Below are 26,805 nucleotides of genomic sequence, written 5' to 3'. Positions count from 1 at the left end.
CGACCGCGGCCCTGCGATGCCATCCGTTGCATTCCACTCGACCGGCAGCAAAATCCTGAAAGCCGACTCTGAAAAGCAAAGTGTTTCGCACCAGCCCCTGCATTCCTCAGCAGTTGGGCACGTTGACCGCCAGACCGCCGAGCGAGGTTTCCTTGTATTTCTCGTTCATGTCGGCGCCGGTCTGGCGCATGGTCTCGATGCAGGCATCGAGCGGCACCAGGTGGGTGCCGTCGCCGCGCATCGCCAGGCTGGCGGCGCTGACCGCCTTGATCGCGCCCAGGCCGTTGCGCTCGATACAGGGTACCTGCACCAGCCCCTTGACCGGGTCGCAGGTCATCCCAAGGTGATGTTCCAGCGCGATCTCGGCGGCGTTCTCGATCTGCGCGGGGGTGCCGCCCATGACCGCCGCCAGCCCGGCGGCCGCCATCGCGGCGGCGCTGCCCACCTCGGCCTGGCAGCCGGCCTCGGCGCCCGAGATAGAGGCGTTGTATTTCACCAGCCCGCCGATCGCCGCGGCGGTCAGCAGAAAGGTTTCGATCTTTGATTCCGTCGCGCCCGGCACATGGTCCAGCCAATAGCGGATCACCGCCGGCACCACGCCCGCGGCGCCGTTGGTGGGGGCGGTCACCACCTGCCCGCCGGCGGCGTTTACCTCGTTCACGGCCATCGCATAGGTGCTGATCCAGTCGTTGATCTTGTGCGGTGCGTCGATGTTGGTGCCGCGTTCGGCCAGCAGCGCATCATGGATGGCCTTGGCCCGGCGCCTGACGTTCAGCCCGCCGGGCAGGGTGCCGTCGGTGGTGATGCCGCGTTCGATGCAGGCGTTCATCACCTCCCATATGCGGGTCACGCCCGATGACAGGTTTGCCGGCCCCCCGCGCGATATTTCGTTGGCCTTTTTCATCTCGGCGATGGTGTTGCCCGAGGTTTCGGCCATTTGCAGCATCTCGGCCGCGGATTTGAAGGGATAGGGCACCGGATCGCCGTCGTCGGTGTTACGCCCGGCGGCCAGTTCCGCCTCGGTCATCACGAAACCGCCACCGATGGAGTAATAGGTTTCCTGCAGGATCACGTCGCCTTGGGCGTCGGTGGCCATCAGGATCATGCCGTTGGCGTGACCGGGAAGGTTGGGCCCGAAGTCAAAGACCAGGTCTTCCTTGGGATTGAACACCAGTTCCGGCAGGCCCGGCGGCGAAAGGCGGTGGGTTTCGCGGATTTCCTTCAGCGCGGCCTCGGCGGCGTCGGGGTCGTAATCCTCTGGCCTGAAACCTGCCAACCCCAGGATAGTGGCGCGGTCCGAGGCGTGCCCGACCCCGGTGAACGCCAGGCTGCCATGCAGCGACCCCCTGACCCCGTGCGGGGTAAAGGGCGCGGCGCGCACCAGGTCCAGAAATCGGCCCGCCGCCACCATCGGCCCCATGGTATGCGACGAGGACGGGCCGATGCCGACCTTGAACATATCGAAGACCGAAAGAAACATGTGCGCGCGCTCTCCTTGCCGGCGTTATCGCCGGTCCTGCCGGGACGTACTTGTCTCAAAGCGACCGATCAAGGCTGCTAAATCCCAAGTGGCCTGCCGCCGCAGTGGAAATCAGGTGGCGCTGCCTTCGGGCGGGCGGGCGTATCCGGGGGCGGTAAAGGGGGTGTCGCCCAGCCCCTCGGCGCGGATGGCGGCGGCGACGCTGGGGCGTGTTTCCAGCCGGGCCGCCATGTCGTGCAGATGCGGGCGGTGGGCGGGGTTTGCCCAGCCCTTGTCCTCGTCCACGGGGTAAAGTTGGGTCCAGCGTATCAGGCAGGCAAGGTAGAGGTCCAGCACCGAAGGGTCAGCACCGCCCAGCCAGCCGGGGCGGTCGGACGCTGCTGCCTCTACCAGGTCGAGATGGCGCGCAACCTCGCCTCGCATATGTGCTGAAAGGGCCTGCTGCGCGCCCTTGTCGGGGCCGGCATAACGGGCGGGATAGAACCGCATCCGCAGTGCCGTGTGCAGGGTGTTCGAGGTAAAGAACAGCCATTTCAGGAACGCCGCGCGCTGATGGCTGTCGGGGGAGGGGGCAAGCGCGCCGTGCCGGTCGGCCAGCCACAGCAGGATCGCCGCGGTCTCGAATATCGGTCCGTCGGGGGTTTCCAGAACCGGGATCAGCCCGGCGGGGTTGAGCGCCCGGTAGGCGGGCGATTCCTGTGCCCGCGTGGCGCGATCGACGAGGGCGGTCGTATAGGGCTGGCCCAGATCTTCGAGCGCGAGGCGCACGATCAGCGAGGCATTGTCGGGGCCGAAATGCAGGCGGTAGCCGTGTTTCATGCCGCGATGTTGCCCGAAATCCGGGCCCGCGTCATGCCGGAATCCGGCAACCACACGTTGAAACCCGCCCCCGCGCGGCACTCTGGTCGGACATATCGTCGCTGTTGCCGGAAAGCCCTTGTACCAGCCTGACCGAGCCCGGAAACATACGGCCAAAGGCCGGGCTTGCCGCCGAACGGGCGGCGCTATGCGGGCGCAATCAAATTCACGGATGCGAGGGCTGAGGATGATACGGATTCGGACAATCGGACGGCGGATTCTGGCGGCTGCGGGGGTGGCGGCGATGTGCGGTGCGGCACCGGCCTCGGCCGAGATCGTGTTGTCCTTTTATACCGGCATCAACGACTCACCCAGCTCGACGGTGAATTTCGATTTCCTCGACGGGGCGGGGCCGCAATCGGCGCGGGCCAACTGGGACGGCGAATCAAACAAGATGCCACCCTATTTCGGCTGGCGGGTGACCTGGTGGATGGACAACCATCCCAACTGGGGCCTGGCCTTTGACAACGCCCATACCAAGGTTGCGGCCAAGCCGATGCCGGCCCAGTTCTCGATGCTGGAATTCACCGACGGCATCAACATGGTGACATTCAACGTCCACTACCGGTTTCTCAACAAATCGCGGTTCACGCCCTATGTCGGGGCCGGGCTGGGCTTTACCACCCCGCATGTCGAGGTCGCCAACGTTCCGTTGACCACGCGGACCTCGGAATACCAGTTCGGCGGGCCGGCGGCGCAGGTGCTGGTCGGGGTCGAGGCCGAGATCAATGACCGCTGGGCGGTTTTCGCCGAGCTGAAATCGGGCTGGGCCGATATCGAGGCCGACCTTAGCGGCGGTGGCTGGCTGAACACCGAGGTGATCAGCAACCAGATCGCGCTGGGGGTTTCCTACAAGTTCAAGAAACGCTGAACGCGGGCAGCCGGGTGGGTCGAACGAATGTCGTGATCGCCGGCCAAAGCAAGATAACCTTCGATGAAATCGGCGCAGTCAGGGAACAAAGGATGGTGGCTGGCCTTCGGGCCGCATCCATCCGACTTGGGTCATGACGGCACTTGCGCAGAGGGCAGCACCGGGCCGCGGGTGGGGGTAAAGCCCCCGCCCGGGGGGGCGGCCGGGGGCTGCCCGGCGGTGCCGCCGGGCGGGGCGATTATGCGCGTGCGGATCACGGCCTTGGCGCTGGCGCTGCTCGCGGCCTGCGCGCCCGAGCCCGCCCCCTTGTCTGACGCACCCGCCCCAGGCGACCCGACCCGGGGCGAGGCGGTGTTCCGGGCCGGGGGCTGTGGCACCTGTCACGCCACACCCGGCAGCGACGCCGCCGCCAATCCCCGGCTGGGCGGCGGGCGCGAACTGGTCAGCCGCTACGGCACGTTCGTGGCACCCAACATCTCGCCCCACCCGACTCACGGAATCGGCGCATGGACCGATCGGCAATTCATGGCGGCTATGACGCGCGGGGTATCGCCTCAGGGCGAGCATTACTATCCAGCCTTTCCTTATACCTCCTATGCCCGGATGCGCGCGGGCGACATCGCCGACCTGTGGGCCTACCTGCAGACCCTTCCGCCCGAGGCGCGCGACAATCCCCCGCATGATCTGCGCTTTCCCTATGACAACCGGCGGCTGCTGGGGGTGTGGAAGCAGCGTTTTCTGAGGCCCGGCGCGGTTGCCGGGGCGGGCGATGATGCCGACGTGGCGCGCGGACAATACCTGGTCGAGGGGCCGGGCCATTGCGGCACCTGCCACACGCCGCGCGCCGCCCTTGGCGGGCCCGACTATCGCCGCTGGCTGGCCGGGGCCGAGGCGCTGGAGGGGCCCGATGGCCTGCCCGCGCCCAATATCACCCCTGCGTCGCCCCTGATCGCCGAGGCCGGCCTGGACGAGATCGCCGCCCTGCTGGAACCGGCCGAGACACACGCACAATCGCACCGCTGGGGCGAGGGGATGGAGGCGGTGCGCCGCAACCTTGCGCATCTGCCTGCCTCGGACCGTCGCGCCATTGCCGCCTATCTCAAGGCCATTCCGGCAAGAGAATAGCCCGGAACCTCCCTTTTGCCCCTCGCACCGGGCGCGCATCTCTCTTATAACCGGGCGGGATGTATCGGGGGTCTGCCATGTCCGGAGAATTGTCGCCTATCGACAAGGCCAAGTTCGTCGCCGCCAAGCGGGCGGTCGATTTCGTCGAGGACGGAATGCGCGTCGGTCTGGGGACCGGCAGCACCGCCGCCTGGATGGTACGGTGTCTTGGGGAACTGGTGCGCGATGACGGGCTGAAGATCTGCGGCGTGCCGACATCGGTGCGCACCGCCGAACTGGCCCGCGAGGTCGGCATCGACGTCATCAGCCTGGACGAGGCGAAATGGCTGGACCTGACGATCGACGGCGCTGATGAATTCGATGGCGATCTGAACCTGATCAAGGGCGGAGGCGGGGCGCTGTTGCAGGAAAAGATCGTTGCCACCGCGTCCGACCAGATGATCGTGATCGCCGATGTCGGCAAGGAGGTCGAACACCTGGGCGCCTTTCCCCTGCCGGTCGAGGTGATCCCGTTTGGCTGGCAGACCACGCGCGCGCTGATCGAGGAGCTGCTGGTCAGTATGGACGTACTGGGGCGCGATGCGTCGCTCAGGATGAACGGCGATCATCCCTTCGTCACCGACGAGGGCAATTACATCCTCGATCTGCACCTGGGCCGGATCGGCAACCCGCATCAGTTGGCGATGGCGCTGAACCAGATGCCGGGGGTCGTTGAAAACGGGCTGTTCATGGATATCTGCGATGTGGTCATCGTCGGTCATGGCGATGGCCGGGTCGAGACCCGCAACATCAACGAGGGCACGGTCGAGCAGGATCGCCTGGATTTCCTGGAATCCGAGAACCTGTTTTCCGACCTGCAGGACTAGGAACGGCACGGCATATGGCATTCGACTATGATCTGTTCGTGATCGGCGGCGGCTCGGGCGGCGTGCGCGCGGCCCGCGTGGCGGCACAGGGTGGCGCGCGTGTGGCGCTGGCCGAGGTAGACCGCTATGGCGGCACCTGCGTGATTCGGGGCTGTGTGCCCAAGAAACTGATGGTCTTTGCCAGCGAATACCCCGGCCATATTGAGGACGCGCAAAGCTATGGCTGGACGGCGCATTCCGGCGGGTTCGACTGGCCGGCGTTCAAGACAAAACTGCACGCCGAGCTGGACCGCCTCGAAGGGGTCTATCGCAAGATACTGGGTTCAAATGGGGTGGAAACCTTTGACCAGCGCGCGCGGCTGCGCGATGCGCACACGGTCGAGCTGGCTGACGGCCGCAGCGTAACCGCCAAGCATATCCTTGTCGCCACCGGCGGGCGGCCGGTCAAGCCCGACCTGCCCGGCGCCGAGGACGGCATCACCTCGAACGACATCTTTCATCTCGACGATCTGCCCAGGTCGATGCTGATCATCGGCGGCGGCTATATCGCCTGCGAATTTGCCGGTATCCTCAACGGGTTGGGGGTGCAGGTGACCCAATTCTACCGCGGCGCGCAGATCCTGCGCGGCTTTGACGAAGAGGCGCGCGGCCTGATCGCCGAAGAGATGATCAACAACGGTGTCGACCTGCACCTGGGCACCAACATACTGGGAATGGAGCCGGCCGAGGGCGGCTGGCGCATCAAGGCCACCAACGGCACCGAGCAGGTATTCGACAAGGTGATGTTCGCCACCGGGCGCGCGCCTAACACCGCCGACATGGGGCTGGAAGAGGCCGGCGTGAAACTGGGCCGCAAGGGCGAGGTGATCGTCGATGAATACAGCCAGACAGGCGTGCCGTCTGTCTATGCCATCGGTGACGTCACCGACCGGGTCAACCTGACCCCGGTCGCCATCCGCGAGGGCATGGCCTTTGTCGAGACGGTGTTCAACGGCAACCCGACGCCGGTCGATCACGAGCTGATCCCGACCGCGGTCTTTACCCAGCCGGAATTCGGCACCGTCGGCCTGTCGGAGGAAGAGGCGCGCGAACGCGAGCCGGTGGATATCTACTGCACCTCGTTCAAGCCTATGCAGCAAAGCTTTGCCGGCCGGTCCGACAGGGTGCTGATGAAGCTGGTCGTCAGCCGCGCCACCGACAAGGTGCTGGGCTGTCACATCGTCGCGCCCGGGGCGGGCGAGATGATCCAGATGGTTGGTATCGCGGTCAAGATGGGGGCCACCAAGACGGACTTCGACCGCACGGTTGCGGTGCATCCCACCATGTCCGAAGAGGTCGTAACTATGAAAGAGCCGGTGCGCGGCGGTTGATTTTTGCCCCTTCGCACACAGTTTAGGGCACAGTGTTCCGGAAGACGCTGAAAACGGAAGGAAGAGGATAGATGGCTGGAAATTCTGGCGGCCCTTGGGGCGGCGGAGGTTCGGGCGGCAATGGCGGCGACGATGATCGTCGCGGCGGCCGTGGCGGACGGCGCCCGACCGAGGGCGGGCCGCAGATCCCCGAGATTGACGAGCTTGTGCGCAAGGGCCAGGACCAGCTGCGGGTGCTGATGGGCGGCCGTGGCGGCGGTGGCCGCAGCGGCGGCAGCGGCCAGGGCGGAGGCCCCGCCTTTGGCCGGGGTACGGTGCTGCTGGGCGCCGTCATCGCCGTGGTCCTGTGGGGCGCGGCGAGTTTCTATACCGTCAAGCCCGAGGAACAATCGGTCGAGCTCTTCCTGGGCGAGTTTTCCTCGATCGGGAATCCGGGCCTCAACTTTGCGCCGTGGCCGGTGGTGACCTATGACGTGGTCAACGTCACCTCGGAACGGACCGAAGATGTCGGTGTCGGCCGCGGCCGCGACGATGACGGGCTGATGCTGACCACCGACGCCAACATCGTTGACATCGATTTCCAGGTGGTTTGGAACATCAACGATCCCGCCAAGCTGCTGTTCAACATTCGCGACCCCGAGCTGACGGTGCGCGCGGTGTCGGAATCGGTCATGCGCGAGATCATCGCGGCAACGAACCTTGCCCCGATTCTGAACCGTGACCGTGGCATCATCGCCGATACCGCCCGCGAAAACATCCAGCAGACGCTGGATGATTACGAAAGCGGCATCAACATCGTGCGGGTGAACCTGGATACCGCCGACCCGCCGGTGCAGGTGATCGATGCCTTCCGCGAAGTGCAGGCCGCCGAACAGGAACGTGACCGGCTGCAACGCCAGGCCGACGCCTATGCCAACCGGGTACTGGCCGAGGCACGCGGCGAGGCCGCGCGCGTGCTGGAAGAGGCTGAGGGCTATCGCGCCTCGGTGGTCAACGAGGCCATCGGTGAGGCAAGCCGCTTTATCGCCGTTGCGCAGGAGTTCAACCGTGCGCCCGAAGTGACCCAGCGCCGGCTGTATCTCGAAACGATTGAACGCACGCTGGGTGGGCTCGACAAGATGTTGATCGACGAAACCCTGGCGGGCGGCGAGGGCGGCAATGGCGTGGTGCCATATCTGCCGCTGAATGAATTGACGCGCGGCACGGGTTCTCGCGGGACCGGGGGAGCGAACTGATGCGGAAAACGGCCTTTCTTCTTCCCGTTCTGGTGATCGTGGTCATCGGGGTCTTGTCGTCGCTCTTCATTGTCGACGAACGTGAAAAGGCGCTGGTGCTGCAATTTGGCCAGATCAAGCAGGTGGTCGAAGAGCCCGGTCTGGGCTTCAAGATCCCGATCATCCAGGAGGTGGTGCGCTATGACGACCGCATCCTGTCGTTCGACACCGAAACCATCGAAGTGACGCCGTCGGACGACCGCCGGCTGGTTGTTGATGCCTTCGCGCGCTATCGCATCGCCGACGTGGTTCAGTTCCGCCAGGCGGTGGGCGTGGGCGGCATTCGCGCCGCCGAAGACCGGCTTTCGTCGATCCTCAACGCCCAGATCCGCGAGGTGCTGGGCGCCGACCAGGTGACGTCGGATACGATCCTGTCGCCCGAGCGGCGTGATCTGGCGCTGCGAATCCGCGCCCAGGCGCGTACCAGTGCCGAGGGCCTGGGGCTGGAAATCGTCGATGTTCGGCTCAAGCAGACCAACCTGCCACAGCAGAACCTCGATGCCACCTTTGCCCGGATGCGCGCCGAGCGTGAGCGCGAGGCCGCAGACGAGATCGCCCGCGGTAACGAGGCGGCGCAGCGCGTGCGCGCAGCCGCAGACCGGACCGTTGTCGAGACCGTATCCAACGCCGAGCGGGATGCCGAGATCACCCGAGGCGAGGCCGACGCGGTACGGAACCGCATCTATGCCGAGGCGTTCGGCAACAACGCCGAGTTCTTTGCCTTCTACCGTTCGCTGGCGGCACTGGAACGGACGTTGCAGCCGGGGAATTCGACCCTGGTCTTTTCGCCGAACAGCGAATTCCTGACCGAGATGTTCTCGGCCATTCGTGCCGGCGGGCTGGGCAGTGTCGATGTTGACGGCATCGACATCGACAAGCTGCGCGAGATGGCGCCGGAGCAGCAGATCTCGGACGATCTGCCAGAGGCCGAACGCCAGAGGCTGGAACAGGAACAGTCGGGCGCGGCGGATGACGGGGCTGGCGCGACGGAAGCGCAGTAATGGCGACCGTCCTGCTGGCGTTCGGGCTGGTTTTGGTGGTGGAGGGGCTGGTCTATGCGCTGGCCCCTTCGCTTGTTGAACAGATGCTTGCCGTTCTGCGCGCCATGCCGGTGGAAAACCGCCGCCTGGTGGGGCTGGGGGCTGTCGCGCTGGGGCTGGTATTCCTGTGGTGCGCCAAGGCGCTGGGCGCCTGATCGTGCCGGTGCGGAGTATCACATGATCGTGACATCCCTCGCGTCTCTTTCAGATCGGTGTCGCACTGCCTACATTGGCGGTGCAACTCATCAAGAGAAGGGCCGCCAGCCGGCCCCCAATACGGAGGAGAATTCCGTGTATTCAAGATCAATTGCGCAGCAGGCTGACCATCAGGGCGCTGTCCGGGCCATCTGGCTGACGGCCTTGACGATAGCCCTGATCGTTGCCCAGGCCATTTCGGCGCAGGCCCGTCCGGACAGCTTTGCCGAGCTGGCCGAAAAGGTCAGCCCGGCTGTGGTCAACATCACCACGACAACCGTGGTCGCCCAGGGTGCGACGCCAATGCCGATGGTGCCCAAGGGCTCTCCCTTCGAGGATTTCTTTCGTGAATTCCAGGATCGCAACGGCGATCAGCCGCGCCGGACGACCGCGCTAGGCTCTGGTTTCGTGATTTCCGAGGATGGCTATGTTGTCACCAACAACCACGTGATCGAGCGCGCCGACGAGGTCATCGTCGAATTCTTTTCGGGCAAGAAACTGGAGGCCGAACTGATCGGCACCGACCCCAAGACTGATATCGCGCTGCTCAAGGTCAATGCCGAGGAACCGCTGCCGTTCGTCAGCTTCGGCGACAGTGACACCGCCCGTGTGGGCGACTGGGTGCTGGCGATGGGCAACCCGCTGGGGCAGGGCTTTTCGCTTAGCGCGGGAATCGTTTCGGCACGCAACCGGGCGCTGTCGGGCACCTATGACGACTACATCCAGACCGACGCGGCGATCAACCGGGGCAATTCCGGCGGGCCGCTTTTCGACGTGGATGGCAACGTGGTCGGTGTGAACACGGCCATCCTCAGCCCCGATGGCGGCTCGATCGGGATCGGGTTTTCGATGGCCTCGAACGTGGTTTCGCGGGTCGTCGACCAGCTGCGACAATACGGCGAAACCCGCCGTGGCTGGCTGGGCGTGCGCATCCAGGACGTGACTGACGACGTGGCCGAGGCGATCGGGCTTGAAAAGGTCGCCGGTGCCCTGGTGACCGATGTGCCCGAGGGCCCCGCCGCCGAAGCGGGGATCGAGGCCGGCGATGTGATCATGTCCTTCGACGGGCACGAGGTGAGCGACACCCGCCAGCTGGTCCGCATCGTCGGTAACAGCGAAGTCGGCAAGACCGTTCGCATGGTTGTTTTCCGCGATGGCAAGACCAAGACCCTCAAGGTGACGCTGGGCCGCCGCGAAGAGGCCGAGGGCGCAATTCCCGTGGCCCAGCCCGGAGACGACATGCCGGGCCAGGTCGAAAAGACGCTGATGGGGCTGACCCTGACGCCGCTGAACGACGAACTGCGCGAGCAGCTGGACCTGGACGATGGCGTCGAGGGGCTGGTGGTCAAGGACATCGACACGCTGTCGGAAGCCTATGAAAAGGGCCTGCGCGCCGGTGACGTGATCACCGAGGCCGGCCAGCAGAAGCTGCGCAGCATCACCGACCTCGAAACGCGCATCTCCGAGGCACAGGATGCAGGGCGCAAGTCGATCCTGCTGCTGGTGCGCCGGGGTGGCGAGCCGCGGTTCGTGGCGCTGTCGCTTGGCAACGGCTGACACCGCGAACAGCGGATGTAAAAAGGGCGCCCCGGTGGGGCGCCCTTTGTCTTTTCGCCGCCTCTGCGTTCAGAACGGTTGTGTCGTATAGTCGACTTCGTCGGGGTAAAGGGTATCCTCGATCGAGGTGGTGTGTACCTTGCGCAGGAACCCGTCCTCGACCCGGCTGATAAACTGGGGGCCGAATACCTGGTGGGTCTTGCCGTTGAACAGCTTGGCGCCCTGCGGATGCTGGCGTGAATGTTCCATCTCGGTCATTGCCTCCACCGCCTCGATCAGCGCGGCGCGGTCATCGGGGCCGCGATAATCGGCGGCCTCCATCCCGGCCTTGATGACGAATAGCGTCTCCCAGCAGCCGAACATGTGGGCATAGGTCGACACGTCGGTGGGGTCACTGACCGATGCGCCGCGGGCATCGACCCCGACCTTTCCGCGGTAGAAGCGGTCGAATTCCGACTGATCCTCCTGCGCGTGGCGCGGCATCCCTTCCCACATGTAGGTGCCATCCAGGAATTCCAGCCCCGGGCTGGCGATGTCGACCGCCTCGAGGCTGTCGATAAAGCCGAAAATCTCGGGCCGCGCGGGGCCAAAGAATTCACCCAGTTCCTTGACGAAGGTTAGCACCGCGGGACCGACCATGACGTGATACAGCACCTCGGTTTCGCGCGGGATCTTTGGGAAATACTTGGTGAACGAGGTTTCCGAGGGCGGAATGGCGATCTTGGCGATCACCTCGCCGCCGCTGGCCTCGATCGCGGGGCCAAGGTTGTCGCGGTGATCGTAGCCGAAACCGTAGTCGGGAAAGACCATCGTGACCTTCTTGCCCAGGTTGCCGGTGATGAAGGGCGCCATTGCCTGTACCTGGCTTTTCACGTCGGTGATGCCGGGCTGCAGCGTATAGCGGTTGAGCATGCCCGAGGCGACGTGATGCCCCTCGGACACCACGAAATAGGGCAGCTTCAGCTCACCCGCGCGGGGGGCGGAGCCGACGACGACATGGGAAAACAGCGTGCCGTATCCAACGTCGCAATTGTGCTGGGTGGCGAATTTCTCGACCACCTCGGCGCCGCGCTTGGGGTCGGTGCCGTCATCCTCGGCCACGATCTCGACCATGCGGCCGTTGATGCCGCCCTCTTCGTTGATCAGCTTGACCGCCGCCTGGGTGGTGCGATCGTACCAGCGGCCATAGGCGGCGCCGATGCCGGTGCGGTGAACCTGAAAGCCGATGCGGATAGGTTCAGCCGACTGCGCCTGGCCGTAGCGCGCCCAAAGCGGCAGCGTCGCCGCCCCGGCGGCGCCGCCCGCCAGTGTCTTTAGCGCGCCGCGGCGCGTGGTGGTCTTGATGGGTTTGGTCATGACAAGCTCCCTTGTTGCCGTCCCTCCGGGTCCGTTATCGGGGCCCTTCAGAGTAAAGTCTGCGAAGCGCAGGACATTTTGTCCAGATAATTGCGCGGTTCATATACCGCGCGGCGAGGCCAGTAGCCACAGCCCGAAAAAGGTATAGGCCACCATGAACGCCGCCAGCGGCGCCTGTCCCAGCACCGCCTGACGCCTGTCTGCGGCATCCCGCATCGCCAGCGCGTGGGCCAGCAGGATGGCCACCACATGCCCCGCGACGACCGCCCCGGCCTGGGTCAGCCAGATCGCGCGGACGGTGTGCTGGGTGTTGAAAAAACCGGTGGTGACATAGGTGTCGGCAAGCCCCAACAGGTTGGCGCCCCGCCCCAGAGGGTCGTCGAGCCATTTCAGCACATATTGCCCGTCCACCAGCAGCGCGGTGAGATAATGCGCGACGTGATAGCCCAGCGCGATGGGCAGGATCGACGGGGCAAAGCGGCGAAAGGCTACCGCCAGCGGCCGGCGCGTGCCGCCCAGCCGCTCGCCCAGCCAGAGGCAGGCGCAAAAGGCGGTGATCAGGGCGAGGTTGACCAGCACCAGCCCCGCCAGCGTCTGCGGGATGATGACCGAGCGGCCGGGGAACTCCAGCGGGTTGAGGCCGAGCATCACCAGCCACCAGAAGGTTTCGTTGATGCCGTCAAAGCTGCCGGTGCCCAGCAGCACCACCATCAGCACCGCCAACGACAGCGGCACGCCCGGACCGGCCAGCGCCTGCCAGCCCGGCACCCCCAGCGCCCGGCACCCGCGTGCGCGGCCCAGGATGGCCATGCGGCCATAGGCGCGCATGATGACGGTCGTCATCTCGGCCCGCACCACAAAGGCCGGGCCGAACAGCAGCGTGCCCAGCAGGGTGGCGCACCAGTAGACGCCGGTGACGATGGACAGACGGTCGGGGTCGGTCGGCGCGGGATCGGCCATCAGAAAGCCGCCAAAGCCCAGGAACAGCGCGACCGCCGGCCAGTACCCCAGCCGCCGGGGCCAGCGCAGGGGCGCGCGTACGCCGCTCAGGCGTGCGATCAGGGCCGCCGGGCCGGTCACCGGGTTGATCCAGCCCCACAGGTTGCCAACAAGGCCCTGCACCGCCACCAGCGCCACCCACCACACCGTCCAGACGAACAGCGGCAGCGGGTTGATCATCGGGTCATGCGGCCCGGTCATCCCGCGCCAGACGAGAAACCCCAGAAAAAGCGCGGACAGGCAGCTTGTCAGGTGGCGCAGCGCCGGGCGCCGGCGGGGCCACAGCGTGGCGGGGCGAAACAGCGCCTCGGCCGCGCCGGGGGGCAAAAGGGCGATCAGCAGTACCGTCAGCGCGACGCTGGCCACCCCGGCGGCGATGTAGACATCGGTGGGCAACAACAGCACATAGCCCTGTTCCGAGGCATGAGCATGCGCAAGCCCCGGCCAGAGGGCAAGCATCAGGATGATTGCAAATCGTGCAGGCATGAGGGCCCCCTTTGTGTTGGGATCACAATACCGGCGGGGAGAGACGGTGAAAGGGGCAAATATGCGCAGGCTAGGCCGTGCTTGCGCGAAACAGCGGCGTGCCCGCACGCCGCCGCGCCCCCACGCGGCGGCGATCTGGCCGAGGTTCCGCGCAACGGCCATGTCGTGCGGGTTTGGCTGGGATAAAGCGCGGGGCACCTGCCGGTCATCGCCACCGCGCGCGCCGGCAATGCGCGGGACTGGCAGACATGAAATGGTATATGCCGTAGGCCGGGCTTCAGCCCGGCAAATCCGGCAAAACCGGCCATGCATAATGGTGGGCTGAAAGCCCACCCTACGGGTCCACCTTGCGATGGCTGCTTACCTGCTCAACCCGCCATGCAGGGTTGGCACGTCGAGCGCGGCAAAGCCGTAGTGCCGCAGCCAGCGCAGGTCGGATTCAAAGAAGGCGCGCAGATCGGGGATGCCGTATTTCAGCATCGCGATCCGGTCGATGCCGACGCCAAAGGCAAAGCCCTGCCAGACTGACGGGTGGATATTGCCGGCCTCCAGCACCTTGGGGTGCACCATGCCCGAGCCGAGGATCTCCAGCCAGTCGTCGCCCTCGCCGACCTTGAGCGTACCGCCCTCCCACGAACAGCGGATATCGACCTCGGCCGAGGGTTCGGTGAACGGAAAGTGCGAGGCGCGAAAGCGCAGCTCGACATTGTCGACCTCGAAGAACGCCTTGACGAACTCCTCAAGGCACCACTTGAGGTTGGCCATCGAGATGTCGGTGTCGATCGCCAGCCCCTCGACCTGGTGGAACATCGGCGTGTGGGTCTGGTCGTAATCGGCGCGGAACACGCGGCCGGGGCAGATCACCCGCAGCGGCGCGCCCGACAGTTCCATCGACCGGATCTGAACCGGGCTGGTATGGGTGCGCATCACGTGCGGGGGGCGGTCGTCGCCCTCGGACCGGTGCATGTAGAAGGTGTCCATCTCGGCCCGTGCGGGGTGGTGGCCGGGGATGTTGAGCGCGTCGAAATTGTGCCAGTCGCTTTCGACCTGCGGCCCCTCGGCGACGGCAAAGCCCATGTCGGCGAAAATCGCGGTGACCTCTTCGGTGACCTGGCTGACGGGGTGGATGGTGCCGGCCCGGCGCGGGCGCGCGGGCAGCGTCACGTCCAGCCACTCGGCGCGCAGGCGCTCATCCAGCGCGGCATCGGCCAGCGCGGCCTTGCGGGCGGCCAGTGCGGCGTTGATCTCGTCCTTGAGGGCATTCAGCCGCGGGCCGGCCTGCTGGCGTTCCTCGGGCGTCATCCGGCCCAGTTCGCGCATTTTCAGGGATACTTCGCCCTTTTTGCCCACGGCGGCGACGCGCAGCGCCTCGAGCGCGGCCTCGTCGGCGGCATCGGCGATGGCGCCCAGGTATTTCTGTCTCAGATCGTCCATGGGTCTCTTCCGTCCGGCCTTTGGCGGCGGGTTACCCCGCCACGCGCCCGGACGCAAGGGATGCGCAGGGGCAGAGCACGAAAGGTGGATGGCGAGCGTGCCATTCGAGGCGAGCTTATCCTCATCTCTGCCCCGGCAACGAAAAACGCCGCCGGCCCGGATGGGCGGCGGCGTTCCGTTCTGTCCCTCGATGCGGCTGGCTTAGCGTGCCAGGGCGCTCTTGGCCTGCTCGACGATTGCCCCGAAGGCCGCCGGTTCGTGCACGGCCAAGTCGGCCAGCACCTTGCGGTCGACCTCAACACCGGCCAGCGACAGGCCGTTGACGAAGCGCGAATAGGTCAGGCTCTCGTCATGGGCGCGCACGGCGGCGTTGATCCGCTGAATCCACAGCGCGCGGAAGTTCCGCTTGCGGTTGCGGCGGTCGCGGGTGGCGTACTGGTTGGCCTTGTCCACTGCCTGCCGCGCCACCTTGAAGGTGTTCTTGCGGCGGCCATAATAGCCCTTGGCAGCGGTGGTGACTTTCTTGTGGCGAGCGTGGGTGACGGTTCCGCCTTTGACGCGTGACATATCTCAGTTCCTCCTCAGCGCGAATAGGGCATCATTGGCCGGATGATCTTGGCGTCAGCCTCGCTCATCACGGTGGTGCCGCGTGCATTTCGGAGAAACTTGTTCGTCCGTTTGATCATGCCATGGCGTTTGCCAGCCTGGGCGCGCATGATCTTGCCGCCAGCGCTTACCTTGAAGCGCTTCTTGCAGCTCGACTTGGTCTTCATTTTGGGCATTTCCGGCTCCTCTTTACGGTCGGGTTCGCGCGCGACTCGGCATGCCGCCTTGGGCCGGCCGCGCGGATGAGGGCGCCATATACGCCGGGCGCGGGCGCAAGGCAAGGGGAATTGCGGGCGGGCGTGCGCCTCAGCGCGTCCGCAGTCGGCTCAGCAGGCCCGAGACGTCATAGCCCGCCTTTGCCGCGCGCAGCGCGATTTCCTGGTCGGCCATCACCCCGTGCTGGGAAAGGGCCCACAGCATGGTGCAGCGCGTGCCGGAGCGGCAATAGGCCAGGATCGGCCCCGGCATCTCGGCCAGGGCGGTGCGGAATTCCTCGATCGCCTGCGGGCTAAAGACGCCGCCCGAGACGGGTATCCAGCACACTTCCAGCCCTTCGGCGCGGGCGGCCTCGGCAATGCTGTCGTAATCGCATTGTCCCGGCTCCTCGCCATCGGGGCGGTTACACAGGATGGAACGAAAGCCCGCGCCGGCGATCTCGTGCAGGTGGGCCACGTCGATCTGCGGCGAGACAGTGAAACGGTCGGTCAACTGGCGCAGGTCCATTCTCGGCCCCCTTTCGCGGCGATGTCCCGTGTTGTGCACCGAAACGCCCCGCCATTTCAATGGCGGTGGCGTTGACATTTTCCGGCCCCGCCCCAAACGTGGCGCGGGTTTGAAAAGCGGAGCATGGAATGGGCAGCACCTGGGAATTCTGGATCGATCGCGGCGGCACGTTTACCGACATCGTCGCGCGCGCCCCCGATGGCCGTATCCGGACCCACAAGCTGTTGTCGGAAAATCCCGAACGTTACGCCGACGCCGCCGTGCAGGGCATCCGCGAGGTGATGGGCGTGAGCGGCCGCTTTCCCGACGGTGCCATCGGCGCGGTCAAGATGGGCACCACCGTGGCCACCAACGCGCTGTTGGAGCGCAAGGGCGAACGCGTTCTGCTGCTGATCACCAAGGGGTTCCGCGACCTGCTGCGCATCGGCTATCAGACCCGCCCGCGGCTTTTCGATCTGGATATCCGCCGGCCCGAGCTGCTGTACGAGGAAGTGGCCGAGATGGACGAACGCCTCGATGCCGAGGGCCGTGTCATCCGCCCGCTGGACGAGGCCGCAGCGCGCGCCGCGCTGCAGGCCGCCCATGACCGGGGCATTCGCGCCGTCGCCATCGCCGCGCTGCACGCCTATCTCAACTCCGTGCACGAGGCGCGCGTTGCCGAGATCGCCGCCGAGATCGGATTTACCCAGATCACCGCCAGCCACAGCGTCAGCCGCCTGGCCAAGCTGGTCGGGCGCGGCGATACCACCGTGGTGGACGCCTACCTGTCGCCGATCCTGCGGCGCTATGTCGACCAGGTGGCGGGGGCGCTGGACCTGGGGCGCGCGTGCCGCTGGCTGGGCTTCATGCAGTCCAGCGGGGGGCTGACTGACGCGCAGCTTTTCCAAGGCAAGGATGCGATCCTGTCAGGGCCTGCCGGTGGTATCGTCGGCATGGTCAAGACCGGCGTCGCCGCCGGGCATGACCGGCTGATCGGCTTTGACATGGGCGGCACCTCGACCGATGTCAGCCATTACGCCGGCGACTATGAGCGCAGCTTTGAAACCGAGGTTGCGGGCGTGCGGATGCGCGCCCCGATGATGGATATCCACACTGTCGCCGCCGGCGGCGGCTCGATCTGCAAGTTCCAGGACGGCCGTTTTCAGGTCGGCCCGGAAAGTGCCGGCGCCGATCCCGGCCCGGCCTGTTACCGCCGTGGCGGCCCGCTGACGGTGACCGACTGCAACGTCATGCTGGGCAAGCTCAACCCCGATCACTTTCCGGCCGTGTTCGGCCCGGATGGCAACGCGCCCCTTGATGCTGACGCGGTGCGCGCCAAGTTCGCCGAGCTGGCCGAAACCGTCGCCGCCGAGACGGGCGAGGCCGCCCGCACCCCCGAGGAAATGGCCGAAGGGTTCCTGCGCATCGCCGTCGACAACATGGCGAACGCGATCAAGAAGATCAGCGTTCAGCGCGGCCATGACGTGACCCGCTATACGCTGCAATGCTTTGGCGGCGCCGGGGGGCAGCATGCCTGCCTGGTGGCCGATGCGCTGGGCATGACGCGGGTGCTGATCCATCCGCATGCCGGGGTGTTGTCGGCCTATGGCATGGGGCTGGCCGAAATCCGCGCCATGCGCGAAACCCAGATGGATGCGCCCATGGCAGAGGCGGACGAGGCGCGCGCCGCGCTTGACCGTATCACCGAAGAGGCCCGCGCCGAGGTCGCCGGACAGGGCGTATCCGACATCGTGATCGAGCCGCGCGCGCATCTGCGCTATGACGGCGCGCATCAGGCGCTGGAGGTGCCGTTCGGCACCGCCGAGCAGATGCAGGCCGCTTTCGAGGCCGCACATCGCCAGCGATTCGGCTTTCATTCGCCCGAACGTGCGATCCTGTTCGACATGCTCAGCGTCGAGGCCATCCGCCAGACCGGTGAGGCGCCGCAGGCGGTGCTGCCTGCGGGCGACGGGCAGCCGGTGGCACAGGTGCAGCTGCATGTGGACGGCGCCCGCCAGGACGTGCCCCTTTACGCCCGTGACCGGCTGGACCCGGCGGCGCGCATCGACGGCCCCGCCATCATCACCGAGGCGACGGGCACCACCGTGATCGAACCCGGCTGGACGGCTGGCGTCGATGCGATGGGCAACCTGCTGTTGGAACGCACCCGGGCACGGGCGCGCGAACATGCCGCCGGCACCAGCGCCGATCCGGTGCTGCTGGAGGTGTTCAACAACCTCTTCATGTCCGTGGCCGAACAGATGGGGGTCACGCTGGAAAAGACCTCTGCCTCGGTCAACATCAAGGAACGGCTGGATTTTTCCTGTGCGATCTTCGACGCCAACGGCGATCTGGTCGCCAATGCCCCGCATGTGCCGGTGCACCTTGGCTCGATGTCGGATTCGATCAAGACGGTGATGCGGCTCAACCCTGATGCCGCGCCGGGTGATGCCTTCATGCTCAACTCGCCCTTCAAGGGCGGCACGCATCTGCCCGATGTGACCGTGGTGACGCCGGTCTTCATCGACGGCAAGGCGGTGTTCTGGCTGGGCTCGCGCGGCCACCACGCCGATATCGGCGGGCGAACGCCGGGGTCGGCCCCGCCCGACAGCACCCATATCGAGGATGAGGGCGTGCTGATCGACAATTTCAAACTGGTGGCTGGCGGCCAGCTGCGCGAGACCGAGGTCGAGGCGCTTTTGGCCTTGGGGCGCTATCCCTGCCGCAACCCGACCCAGAACATGGCCGACCTCAAGGCGCAGATCGCGGCCAACGAAACCGGCCGTCAGGAACTGCTGAAGGTGGTCGACCAGTTCGGGCTGGACGTGGTGCACGCCTATATGGCCCATGTTCAGGACAATGCCGAGGAAAGCGTGCGCCGCGTCATCGACCGGCTGAGCGACGGGCGTTTCAGCTACGGAATGGATCATGGCGCGGCGATCGAGGTCGAGGTCAGCGTCGATGCGGCGAACCGGTCCGCGCGGATCGACTTTACCGGCACTTCGCCGCAGCATTCGGGCAATTACAACGCGCCGAAATCGATCTGCCGGGCGGTGGTGCTGTATGTCTTCCGCACCATGGTGGGCGCCGACATCCCGCTGAACGAGGGTTGTCTGAAGCCGCTCGACATTGTCGTCCCCGAAGGCTCGATGTTGAACCCGGTCTACCCGGCGGCGGTGATCGCCGGCAACACCGAGGTCAGCCAGGCCGCCTGCAACGCGCTCTATGGTGCGCTGGGGGTGGTCGCTGGCAGCCAGGCTACGATGAACAATTTTGTCTGGGGCAACGAGGTTTTTCAGAACTACGAAACCATCGCCGGGGGCACCGGCGCGGGGCCGGGGTTCGACGGCTGCGACGCTGTGCAAAGCCACATGACCAACACCCGCATGACCGACCCCGAGATCCTGGAAAAGCGCTTTCCTGTCCGGTTGGAAGAGTTTTCAATCCGCCCCGGTTCCGGCGGGGCCGGCGAGTGGCGCGGTGGTAACGGGCTGGTGCGGCGGCTCAGGTTTCTCGAACCCGTCACCGTCACCACGCTTTCAAATCACCGAATCGTGCCGCCTTTCGGTGCCGCGGGCGGTGCACCCGGAAAGGTCGGGCGCAACTGGGCCGAGCTGCCCGACGGGACCCGGCGCGAGATGGCCGGCAACGACGAGATCGATCTGCCTTCAGGCAGCGTGTTCGGAATGGAAACGCCGGGTGGCGGCGGTTGGGGGGCGCCGCGATAGCGGCGCCGGCCCCGATCAGTTCAGGTCGCGCCGGTACCCGATGTGCAGCTCGACACTGCTGGTTTCCATCGAGAAGTTGCCAGCCGGAGCGCCCCCGCCCACGTTCCGCAGCATGATGTCGCTCTTGTCAGCCACCACGTAGTTCACCCCGAGGACGAGGTTGTTGCGGTCGTCGATTGCCCGGATGAATCGCAGGCCGAACTTGCCGTAAAGCACGTAGTCATCGCCAGACCCCATCACAACGCCATCACTGGTGGAAATGTCGCGGTACATGGCACCAAGACCAAGGCCAGCCTCGGCCCGCCAGTGGTTGGTTTCATGAAAGAGTGCCCACAGGTTCAGCCCCAACCGACCGGATTCGACTGACGAGTTGTAAAAAAACGTCGGCGCCGGCAGGCCGGGAAAGCTGGCCGAGGTGACGGAACGGTCAAAATACCATGCGAATTCGGCCTCGGGCGTCAGCTTGGTCGTGCCCAGGGCCCACTTGTCCCGTAGGCCGAAGTTCAGGGCGATGCCGTGTTGCGATTCGCTTTGGGAGTCCGTGTTAAAAAAGTTGCCGTTGGTATTTCTGCCATCCATGTCGAAATCGGTCACGGTTCCGATGGCGTCGATACCGATATACATATCCTGCGCACTTGCCGAAACGGGACCGATCACACCAAGCGATACGATGGCGGCTGCGCGAATTATAAGGCCCTTGAACATCGAATTCCTCCCTACAGGCAAAGGCGGGTTTCAGAAGGGATAAACTACAGCTTCCGCGCACACTGTCACGATATAGAATTGATCTTGTATAAGCTATATGGATTGTGTTGCCGGGATACCCGGATTGCAGACGGGGGCGACCATGCTGGCAGGGGTGCTGAACAGCCGGGGCTTACCAGCGGCCCAACGCTGCCTCGTCATCGGCCTTGGCCGCGACCCAGTCGGCGCCCTGCTCGCCGATCTCTTTCTTCCAGAAGGGGGCGCGCGACTTGAGATAGTCCATCAGGAATTCGGCGGCCTGAAACGCCTCGGCCCGGTGCACGGCTGCGGTGGCGACCATCATGATCATCTCTGACGGCGCAAGCCGCCCGTAGCGGTGGATCACGAGGATGTCGCCGGTGTTCCAGCGCGTCGCCGCTTTGGCCGCGATGCCGGAAATGGCCTTTTCGGTCATGCCGGGGTAATGCTCGATCTCCATCGCGCCCAGCCCGCCGTCGGGCGGATCGCGCACGATGCCGGTAAAGGTCACGACCGCGCCCATGCCTTGCTGGCGCGCGGCAAAGGCCGCGGTTTCGGCGCCAAGGTCGAACGGTTCGGCCTGAACCCGGATATCCAACCTCAGCCCCCCGTCATCGGAGGAAAGAACGCGACCTCGCGCGCGCCCGCAAGCGAGGCGTCGAAATCGGTCAGTTCCTGGTCGACCGCCACCCTCAGCGCGTCCAGATCGGCAAAGGCGGCGGCATAGCGTTCCTCGCGCCCGCGCAGCTCCTTCACCAGGTCGCGCACGGTGGGGGCGGTGGTCTCGACTGTCTCTTTCGGCTGTCCGATACGTTCGCGGACCCAGGCGAAATACAGAACATCCATCGCTTCAATCCTTCAGAAAGGGCAGCGCCTTGCGCAGGTAGTCAACGCCGCTTGCCAGCGTCAGCGCTGCCGCCAGCCACAACAGCCACAGCCCCGCATGCCCCGACCAGATCATGCCGTCATATTTCCAGCGCAGGCCGAGGTCATCGTCGCCTCCGCCGGTCAGGATGGCATCAACCACGGCCTGGTCCATGCCGTCGGTACTGCCCCACAGATAATGCTCGAACACGCCTTGTGCAAAGAGCACGGCGATGGCGACCATTTGCGCGGTTGTCTTCCACTTGGCCAGTTTTGTCACCTTCAGCGTGCCGGCGGTGTCGCCCAGATATTCGCGCAGCCCCGAGACAAAGACCTCGCGGAACAGGATCACCGTTGCCGGCAGCACCAGCCAGGGCGACATGCTGGAATAGCCCACGATCACCATCAGCGCGATCACCACCATCGCCTTGTCGGCGATGGGGTCGAGCATGGTACCCAGCCGTGTCGTCTGTTTCCAGCTGCGCGCAAGATAGCCGTCGAACCAGTCGGTCACGGCGGCACCCACGAACAGCAGCAGAGCAAACCAGTCGGCCCAGGGGCGATGGAAATAGAGAAACATCACCGCCAGGCCCGGCGCGGCCAGCAGCCTCAGCATGGTCAGCACATTTGGAACGGTCCAGATCATGCGCCCTCTCTAGACCGAATCCGGCAACGGGGGAAGGGACCGCCCGTACCCCGCCGGAGGCATCCGACGGGGTGCGGCCTTGCAGGCGGCTGGTTACATCGCGGCGATCATGTCGGCCTGTTTCACGATGTTCTCGGCCTGCTTGATCGAGGCGATGTCCACGAGCCGACCCTTGTAGGTGGTGGCGCCCTCGCCACGGGCCTTGGCATCTTCCATTGCCTTCAGGATTTCACGCGCCTCGGCGACGGCCTCGTCCGAGGGGGTGAAGATCTCATTGGCCAAGGCGATCTGCTTGGGGTGGATCGCCCATTTGCCGACCATGCCCAGCGTTGCGACGCGGCGTGCCTGGGCGCGAAAGCCCTCGTCGTCGGAAAAGTCGCCAAAGGGGCCGTCAACCGGCAGAATCCCGTGGGTGCGACAGGCAGCGACGATGGCGGTGGTGGCCCAGTGCCAGGGGTCGGGCCAGTAGCTCTGCCCCTGGTGCAGCATGTAATAGTTTTCCTGCGTGCCGCCGATGCCGGTGGTGGCCATGCCCATCGAGGCGGCGAAGTCGGCGGCGCCGAGGCTCATTGCCTGCAGCCGGGGCGAGGCGGCGGCGATTTCCTCGACATGGCTGATGCCGGCCGCCGATTCGATGATCACCTCGAAGCCCAGCGGCTTTTTCCGACCTGTGGCCTTTTCGACCGAGGTAACCAGCGCATCGACCGCATAGATGTCGGCGGCGCAGCCCACCTTGGGGATCATGATCAGGTCGAGCCGATCACCGGCCTTTTCCAGCAGGTCGACGACATCGCGATACCACCACGCGGTGTCGAGCCCGTTGATGCGCACCGACAGCGTCTTGCGGCCCCAGTCGATATCGTTGATGGCGGCGATGGCGTTGGCGCGGGCGCTGTCCTTGTCCGTGGGCGCGACCGAATCCTCGAGATCGAGGTTGATCACGTCGGCGGCGGAGGCGGCCATCTTTTCGAACAGTTTGGTGTTCGATGCCGGGCCGAACAGCTGGCAGCGGTTGGGGCGTGCGGGGGCGGGCGGTTGCAGTCGAAAACTCATCTTTCGGGGCCTTTCATGGACGAAGTCGTGTGGGTATCGGGCAAAGCGGTATAAAATTGCGCCCCGCGCCGCAAGGCGTGACGCCGGAGGCGTGGCGCGTTTGCCTGATTCCTGATCGACGAATCTTCGCCATAACTTAGCATTCTTCGAATATAATTCGGCATTATTTAGCTATGCCGGGAATATCAGGCAGGAAATGGCGCGATGCTTGAAGTTAACTGTCCGAAACGCGAATCCCCGGACACTCCGGCAGATGCGTCAGCCCGCAAAGGAGACCCGCGATGATCGAGACCCCTTATCTGCTTTTCCTGGGCGATGCGCCCGACATGCTTGCCGCCAAGGTGGCGATCGGCATCAGTGACTGGCGCCCGGAACATGCCGTCGGCCAGATCCGCCTGCCCGGTTGCGGCGCTGATCTGGGGCTGCAGGAGATGACCCTGGCCGAGGCGAAAGAGGCCGGCGCGCGTACGCTGGTGATCGGCGTGGCCAACCGGGGCGGCATCATCAGTCCGGCCTGGAAGAAGGTGCTGATCGAGGCGCTCGAGATGGGCTATGATCTGGCCAGCGGCCTGCACAACCTGCTGCGGGACGAGGGCGACATCGTCGCCGCTGCGCAGACCCATGGCGGCACGCTGCATGACGTGCGGGTGCCGTCGGTCGGATACCCGATCGCCAACGGCGTCAAGCGCACGGGCAAGAGGTGCCTGGCCGTGGGCACCGACTGTTCGGTCGGCAAGATGTATACGGCAATGGCGATGGAACGCGACATGCGCGAGCGCGGGATCAAGGCCACCTTTCGCGCCACCGGGCAGACCGGCATCCTGATCACCGGCCACGGCGTGCCGCTGGATGCGGTGATCGCCGATTTCATGGCCGGGGCGGTGGAATACCTGACGCCGGACAACGACCCTGACCACTGGGACATGATCGAGGGGCAGGGCAGCCTGTTCCATGTTTCCTATTCGGGGGTGACAATGGCGCTGATCCATGGCGGCCAGCCCGATGCGCTGATCCTGTGCCACGAACCCACCCGCAAGCACATGCGCGGCCTGCCGGGCTATCAGTTGCCGACGCTGCAGCGGCTGCGTGATACCGCGCTGCCGCTGGCGCGGGTGTCCAACCCTGCTTGTGTCGCGGCCGGCATCGCGGTCAACACCCAGAACATGGACGAGGCCGCGGCAAGGGAATATCTGGCGCAGGTCGAGGCCGAGATGGACTTGCCGGCGACCGACCCCTATCGCTTTGGCCCGTCCAAGCTGGTAGACGCGCTGGCCGCGATCTGAATGCAACGCGCCCCGGGCCTGGCCCGGGGCCTCTGAACCTGCGGGAGGTTCCGGGTTTGGCCCGGGACGGAATGACATGGAAATCACTGTAACGCGGGACGTGTTCAGGCTGGCGCAGGTTTTTACGATCAGCCGCGGGTCGAGGACCGAGGCGCAGGTGCTGACGGTGCGGGTGTCGCAGGATGGCGTGACCGGCCGGGGCGAATGCGTACCCTACGCGCGCTATGACGAAACCCTCGACAGTGTCGAGGCGCAGATCGCGGCGCTGCCCGAAACCATCGACCGTGCCGCGCTCTATGATCTGCTGCCCGCCGGGGCGGCGCGCAACGCCGTCGATTGCGCGTTGTGGGACCTGGAGGCCAAGCAGACCGGCAAACGGGTGTGGGAACTGGCCGGCCTGCCCGCGCCGGGGCCCGAGATAACCGCCTATACCCTGTCGCTGGACACGCCCGAAAACATGCGCGCACAGGCGGAAAAGAATGCCTATCGCCCGCTCTTGAAGATCAAGCTTGGCACGCCCGACGACATGCCCCGGCTGGAGGCAGTGCGCGCCGGTGCGCCCGAGGCGCGGATCATCGTGGATGCCAACGAGGGGTGGAGCGCCGAAGTATATGCCGACCTCGCGCCGCACCTGGTGCGCCTGGGCGTGGCGCTGGTGGAACAGCCCCTGCCGGCGGGCGACGACGATGCGCTGGCCGGCATGGCCCGCCCGGTGCCGGTCTGCGCCGATGAGAGCTGTCACGACCGCGCCAGCCTGCCCGCGCTGAAGGGCAAGTACGACGTGATCAACATCAAGCTGGACAAGACTGGCGGCCTGACCGAGGCGCTGGCGCTGCGCGACGCGGCACGCGCGGCGGGCTATGGCGACATGGTCGGCTGCATGGTTGGCTCATCCCTGGCGATGGCGCCGGCGGTGCTGGTGGCGCAGGGTGCGCTGGTAACGGACCTTGACGGCCCGCTCCTGTTGGCCGAAGACCGCGACGACGCCTTGAAGTATGACGCGGTCGGGGTCCACCCCCCGGAAACCGCCCTATGGGGATAAGCGATATGCGCACTGTTTACGTGAACGGAGAGTACCTGCCTGAAGCCGAAGCCACGGTTTCGATCTTTGACCGGGCCTTTCTGATGGCTGACGGGGTTTACGAGGTCACCAGCGTCCTTGATGGCAAGCTGATCGACTTTGACGGCCACCTGGCGCGGCTGGAACGTTCGCTGGTCGAGCTGGACATGGCCAAGCCGGCGGCATTCGACGACCTTCTGTCGATTCACCGCGAACTGGTGCGGATCAACGGCATCGAAGAGGGGCTGGTTTACCTGCAGGTCACCCGTGGTGCCGCCGCCGACCGCGATTTCGTCTTTCCCGACCCCAAACAGGTGGAGCCGACGCTGGTGCTGTTCACCCAGTCCAAACCCGGCCTGGCCGACAACCCGGTGGCGAAAAAGGGCATCAGGGTGATCTCGATCGAAGATCAGCGGTGGACGCGGCGCGACATCAAGACGGTGCAGCTGCTTTACCCCTCGATGGGCAAGATGATGGCGAAACGCGCCGGGGCCGATGACGCCTGGATGGTCGAGGATGGCCACGTCACCGAGGGCACGTCGAACAACGCCTATATCGTCAAGGGCAACAGGATCATCACGCGCCAGCTGTCGAACGACATCCTGCACGGGATCACCCGCGCGGCGGTGCTGCGGTTCGCCCGCGAGGCGCAGATGAAGGTCGAGGAACGCCCCTTTACCATCGCCGAGGCACAGCAGGCGGACGAGGCGTTCATCACCTCCGCCTCGACCTTTGTCATGCCGGTGGTCGAGATCGACGGCACCAAGCTGGGCGACGGCACACCGGGGCCGGTGGCCGGCCGTCTGCGCGAAATCTACCTGGACGAAAGCCGCAAGGCCGCGATCTGAGGGCAGGGCGGCGGATAGGTCTGCCGCCTGGCACGGATTGGGTGGTTGGGGCGGTTATTGGCTGCGCTCTGAGATAGGTGGCTCGGGGTTGCGGGGTGGGGGTTTTTGATACGAACGGCCCTTTGCGGACGTTCGTGCGACGTGTGGCAGATGATCGCTCGCGGCCCATTCCGGTCACTCATGCCAAACGCAGCGGATGACAGGAGCCAGTCCATTCAGTTGAAAAACTCCGCAGCCATGCTTGAAAGAACAAAGTCGCAGAAAGATGTTCTGGTATTTTTGAGAAGGACCTCGATGTCTGGCAAATGCACCGCTAAACAGGAACGGTGTTCTGCAGCTTGGTGGATGCGAGCTACTTAGCGAGTTTTCAAAGGTATAAGC

Annotated in this window: 25 protein-coding genes; 12 read left to right on the top strand and 13 right to left on the bottom strand. The window is 65.4% G+C overall.

The genetic code is table 11. The features are described from left to right. Positions 1-106: 106 nt before the first annotated feature. Complete coding sequence (locus tag DL899_RS05425; RefSeq protein ID WP_111732971.1) at positions 107-1,480, bottom strand: L-serine ammonia-lyase; 1,374 nt, start codon at positions 1,478-1,480, stop codon at positions 107-109. A gap of 111 nt (positions 1,481-1,591) precedes the next feature. After that, on the bottom strand, positions 1,592-2,299 hold the full coding sequence (locus DL899_RS05420) for a glutathione S-transferase family protein (RefSeq protein ID WP_111733108.1): 708 nt from the start codon (positions 2,297-2,299) through the stop codon (positions 1,592-1,594). A gap of 226 nt (positions 2,300-2,525) precedes the next feature. Here DL899_RS05420 and DL899_RS05415 point away from each other — a divergent pair, with 226 nt between their 5' ends. The 8 genes from DL899_RS05415 to DL899_RS05380 all read left to right on the top strand — a co-directional run bounded on the left by DL899_RS05415 (position 2,526) and on the right by DL899_RS05380 (position 10,636). Continuing rightward, positions 2,526-3,209 (top strand): outer membrane beta-barrel protein, encoded by a 684-nt coding sequence (locus tag DL899_RS05415; RefSeq protein ID WP_162685511.1) that lies wholly within the window; start codon positions 2,526-2,528, stop codon positions 3,207-3,209. Positions 3,210-3,449: 240 nt separating this feature from the next. After that, entirely contained in the window at positions 3,450-4,334 is an 885-nt protein-coding gene (locus DL899_RS05410) for a c-type cytochrome (RefSeq protein WP_111733107.1), read from the top strand. Between the two features lie 77 nt (positions 4,335-4,411). Continuing rightward, on the top strand, positions 4,412-5,200 hold the full coding sequence (rpiA, locus tag DL899_RS05405; protein WP_111733106.1) for a ribose-5-phosphate isomerase RpiA: 789 nt from the start codon (positions 4,412-4,414) through the stop codon (positions 5,198-5,200). Between the two features lie 14 nt (positions 5,201-5,214). Beyond that, on the top strand, positions 5,215-6,570 hold the full coding sequence (gene gor, locus DL899_RS05400; protein WP_111732969.1) for a glutathione-disulfide reductase: 1,356 nt from the start codon (positions 5,215-5,217) through the stop codon (positions 6,568-6,570). 71 nt (positions 6,571-6,641) lie between these two features. Further along, entirely contained in the window at positions 6,642-7,805 is a 1,164-nt protein-coding gene (hflK, locus tag DL899_RS05395) for an FtsH protease activity modulator HflK (protein ID WP_111732968.1), read from the top strand. After that, complete coding sequence (hflC, locus tag DL899_RS05390; protein WP_111732967.1) at positions 7,805-8,845, top strand: protease modulator HflC; 1,041 nt, start codon at positions 7,805-7,807, stop codon at positions 8,843-8,845. The genes hflK and hflC overlap by 1 nt, the downstream gene beginning before the upstream one ends. Next, on the top strand, positions 8,845-9,039 hold the full coding sequence (locus tag DL899_RS05385; protein WP_111732966.1) for a DUF2065 domain-containing protein: 195 nt from the start codon (positions 8,845-8,847) through the stop codon (positions 9,037-9,039). The genes hflC and DL899_RS05385 overlap by 1 nt, the downstream gene beginning before the upstream one ends. Before the next feature lie 136 nt (positions 9,040-9,175). Beyond that, positions 9,176-10,636, top strand: coding sequence for a Do family serine endopeptidase (locus DL899_RS05380; protein ID WP_239494619.1), 1,461 nt, complete (start codon positions 9,176-9,178; stop codon positions 10,634-10,636). Between the two features lie 69 nt (positions 10,637-10,705). Here DL899_RS05380 and DL899_RS05375 read toward each other — a convergent pair whose 3' ends face one another. From DL899_RS05375 to DL899_RS05350, 6 genes are all read right to left on the bottom strand, one after another. Further along, a complete protein-coding gene (locus tag DL899_RS05375; RefSeq protein ID WP_111732964.1) occupies positions 10,706-11,992 on the bottom strand; it encodes an ABC transporter substrate-binding protein in 1,287 nt (428 codons plus the stop codon). Between the two features lie 99 nt (positions 11,993-12,091). Then, on the bottom strand, positions 12,092-13,477 hold the full coding sequence (locus DL899_RS05370) for a hypothetical protein (RefSeq protein ID WP_239494618.1): 1,386 nt from the start codon (positions 13,475-13,477) through the stop codon (positions 12,092-12,094). A 360-nt stretch (positions 13,478-13,837) separates the two neighbouring features. After that, on the bottom strand, positions 13,838-14,911 hold the full coding sequence (pheS, locus tag DL899_RS05365; protein ID WP_111732963.1) for a phenylalanine--tRNA ligase subunit alpha: 1,074 nt from the start codon (positions 14,909-14,911) through the stop codon (positions 13,838-13,840). A 201-nt stretch (positions 14,912-15,112) separates the two neighbouring features. Beyond that, positions 15,113-15,478, bottom strand: coding sequence for a 50S ribosomal protein L20 (rplT, locus tag DL899_RS05360; RefSeq protein ID WP_111732962.1), 366 nt, complete (start codon positions 15,476-15,478; stop codon positions 15,113-15,115). Positions 15,479-15,492: 14 nt separating this feature from the next. After that, complete coding sequence (rpmI, locus tag DL899_RS05355; protein ID WP_111732961.1) at positions 15,493-15,693, bottom strand: 50S ribosomal protein L35; 201 nt, start codon at positions 15,691-15,693, stop codon at positions 15,493-15,495. A gap of 130 nt (positions 15,694-15,823) precedes the next feature. Continuing rightward, positions 15,824-16,240: a protein tyrosine phosphatase family protein gene (locus tag DL899_RS05350; protein WP_111732960.1), complete on the bottom strand. Its 417-nt coding sequence runs from the start codon at positions 16,238-16,240 to the stop codon at positions 15,824-15,826. A 128-nt stretch (positions 16,241-16,368) separates the two neighbouring features. Between DL899_RS05350 and DL899_RS05345 the strand changes: the two genes are divergently transcribed. After that, the gene (locus tag DL899_RS05345) at positions 16,369-19,947 is read left to right on the top strand and encodes a hydantoinase B/oxoprolinase family protein (protein ID WP_111732959.1); all 3,579 of its coding nucleotides are present in this window, start codon (positions 16,369-16,371) and stop codon (positions 19,945-19,947) included. A 15-nt stretch (positions 19,948-19,962) separates the two neighbouring features. Here DL899_RS05345 and DL899_RS05340 read toward each other — a convergent pair whose 3' ends face one another. From DL899_RS05340 to DL899_RS05320, 5 genes are all read right to left on the bottom strand, one after another. Next, positions 19,963-20,652: a hypothetical protein gene (locus DL899_RS05340; protein WP_111732958.1), complete on the bottom strand. Its 690-nt coding sequence runs from the start codon at positions 20,650-20,652 to the stop codon at positions 19,963-19,965. A gap of 172 nt (positions 20,653-20,824) precedes the next feature. Continuing rightward, complete coding sequence (locus tag DL899_RS05335) at positions 20,825-21,268, bottom strand: molybdenum cofactor biosynthesis protein MoaE (RefSeq protein ID WP_111732957.1); 444 nt, start codon at positions 21,266-21,268, stop codon at positions 20,825-20,827. 2 nt (positions 21,269-21,270) lie between these two features. Further along, entirely contained in the window at positions 21,271-21,516 is a 246-nt protein-coding gene (gene moaD, locus DL899_RS05330) for a molybdopterin converting factor subunit 1 (protein ID WP_111732956.1), read from the bottom strand. Positions 21,517-21,520: 4 nt separating this feature from the next. After that, positions 21,521-22,180, bottom strand: coding sequence for a CDP-diacylglycerol--glycerol-3-phosphate 3-phosphatidyltransferase (pgsA, locus tag DL899_RS05325; protein WP_111732955.1), 660 nt, complete (start codon positions 22,178-22,180; stop codon positions 21,521-21,523). 93 nt (positions 22,181-22,273) lie between these two features. Next, the gene (locus DL899_RS05320) at positions 22,274-23,233 is read right to left on the bottom strand and encodes an L-malyl-CoA/beta-methylmalyl-CoA lyase (RefSeq protein ID WP_111732954.1); all 960 of its coding nucleotides are present in this window, start codon (positions 23,231-23,233) and stop codon (positions 22,274-22,276) included. A 281-nt stretch (positions 23,234-23,514) separates the two neighbouring features. Here DL899_RS05320 and dgcN point away from each other — a divergent pair, with 281 nt between their 5' ends. From dgcN to DL899_RS05305, 3 genes are all read left to right on the top strand, one after another. Continuing rightward, complete coding sequence (dgcN, locus tag DL899_RS05315) at positions 23,515-24,516, top strand: N-acetyltransferase DgcN (RefSeq protein WP_111732953.1); 1,002 nt, start codon at positions 23,515-23,517, stop codon at positions 24,514-24,516. Positions 24,517-24,592: 76 nt separating this feature from the next. After that, a complete protein-coding gene (gene dgcA, locus DL899_RS05310) occupies positions 24,593-25,558 on the top strand; it encodes an N-acetyl-D-Glu racemase DgcA (protein WP_111732952.1) in 966 nt (321 codons plus the stop codon). Between the two features lie 5 nt (positions 25,559-25,563). Next, the gene (locus DL899_RS05305; protein WP_111733104.1) at positions 25,564-26,424 is read left to right on the top strand and encodes a D-amino-acid transaminase; all 861 of its coding nucleotides are present in this window, start codon (positions 25,564-25,566) and stop codon (positions 26,422-26,424) included. Positions 26,425-26,805 lie beyond the last annotated feature (381 nt).

The organism is Roseovarius amoyensis, assembly GCF_003260265.1.
Classification (GTDB): Bacteria; Pseudomonadota; Alphaproteobacteria; order Rhodobacterales; family Rhodobacteraceae; genus Roseovarius; species Roseovarius amoyensis.
The sequence above is the reverse complement of the archived record's forward strand: the minus strand, read 5'-3'. Positions and strand labels throughout refer to the sequence as shown.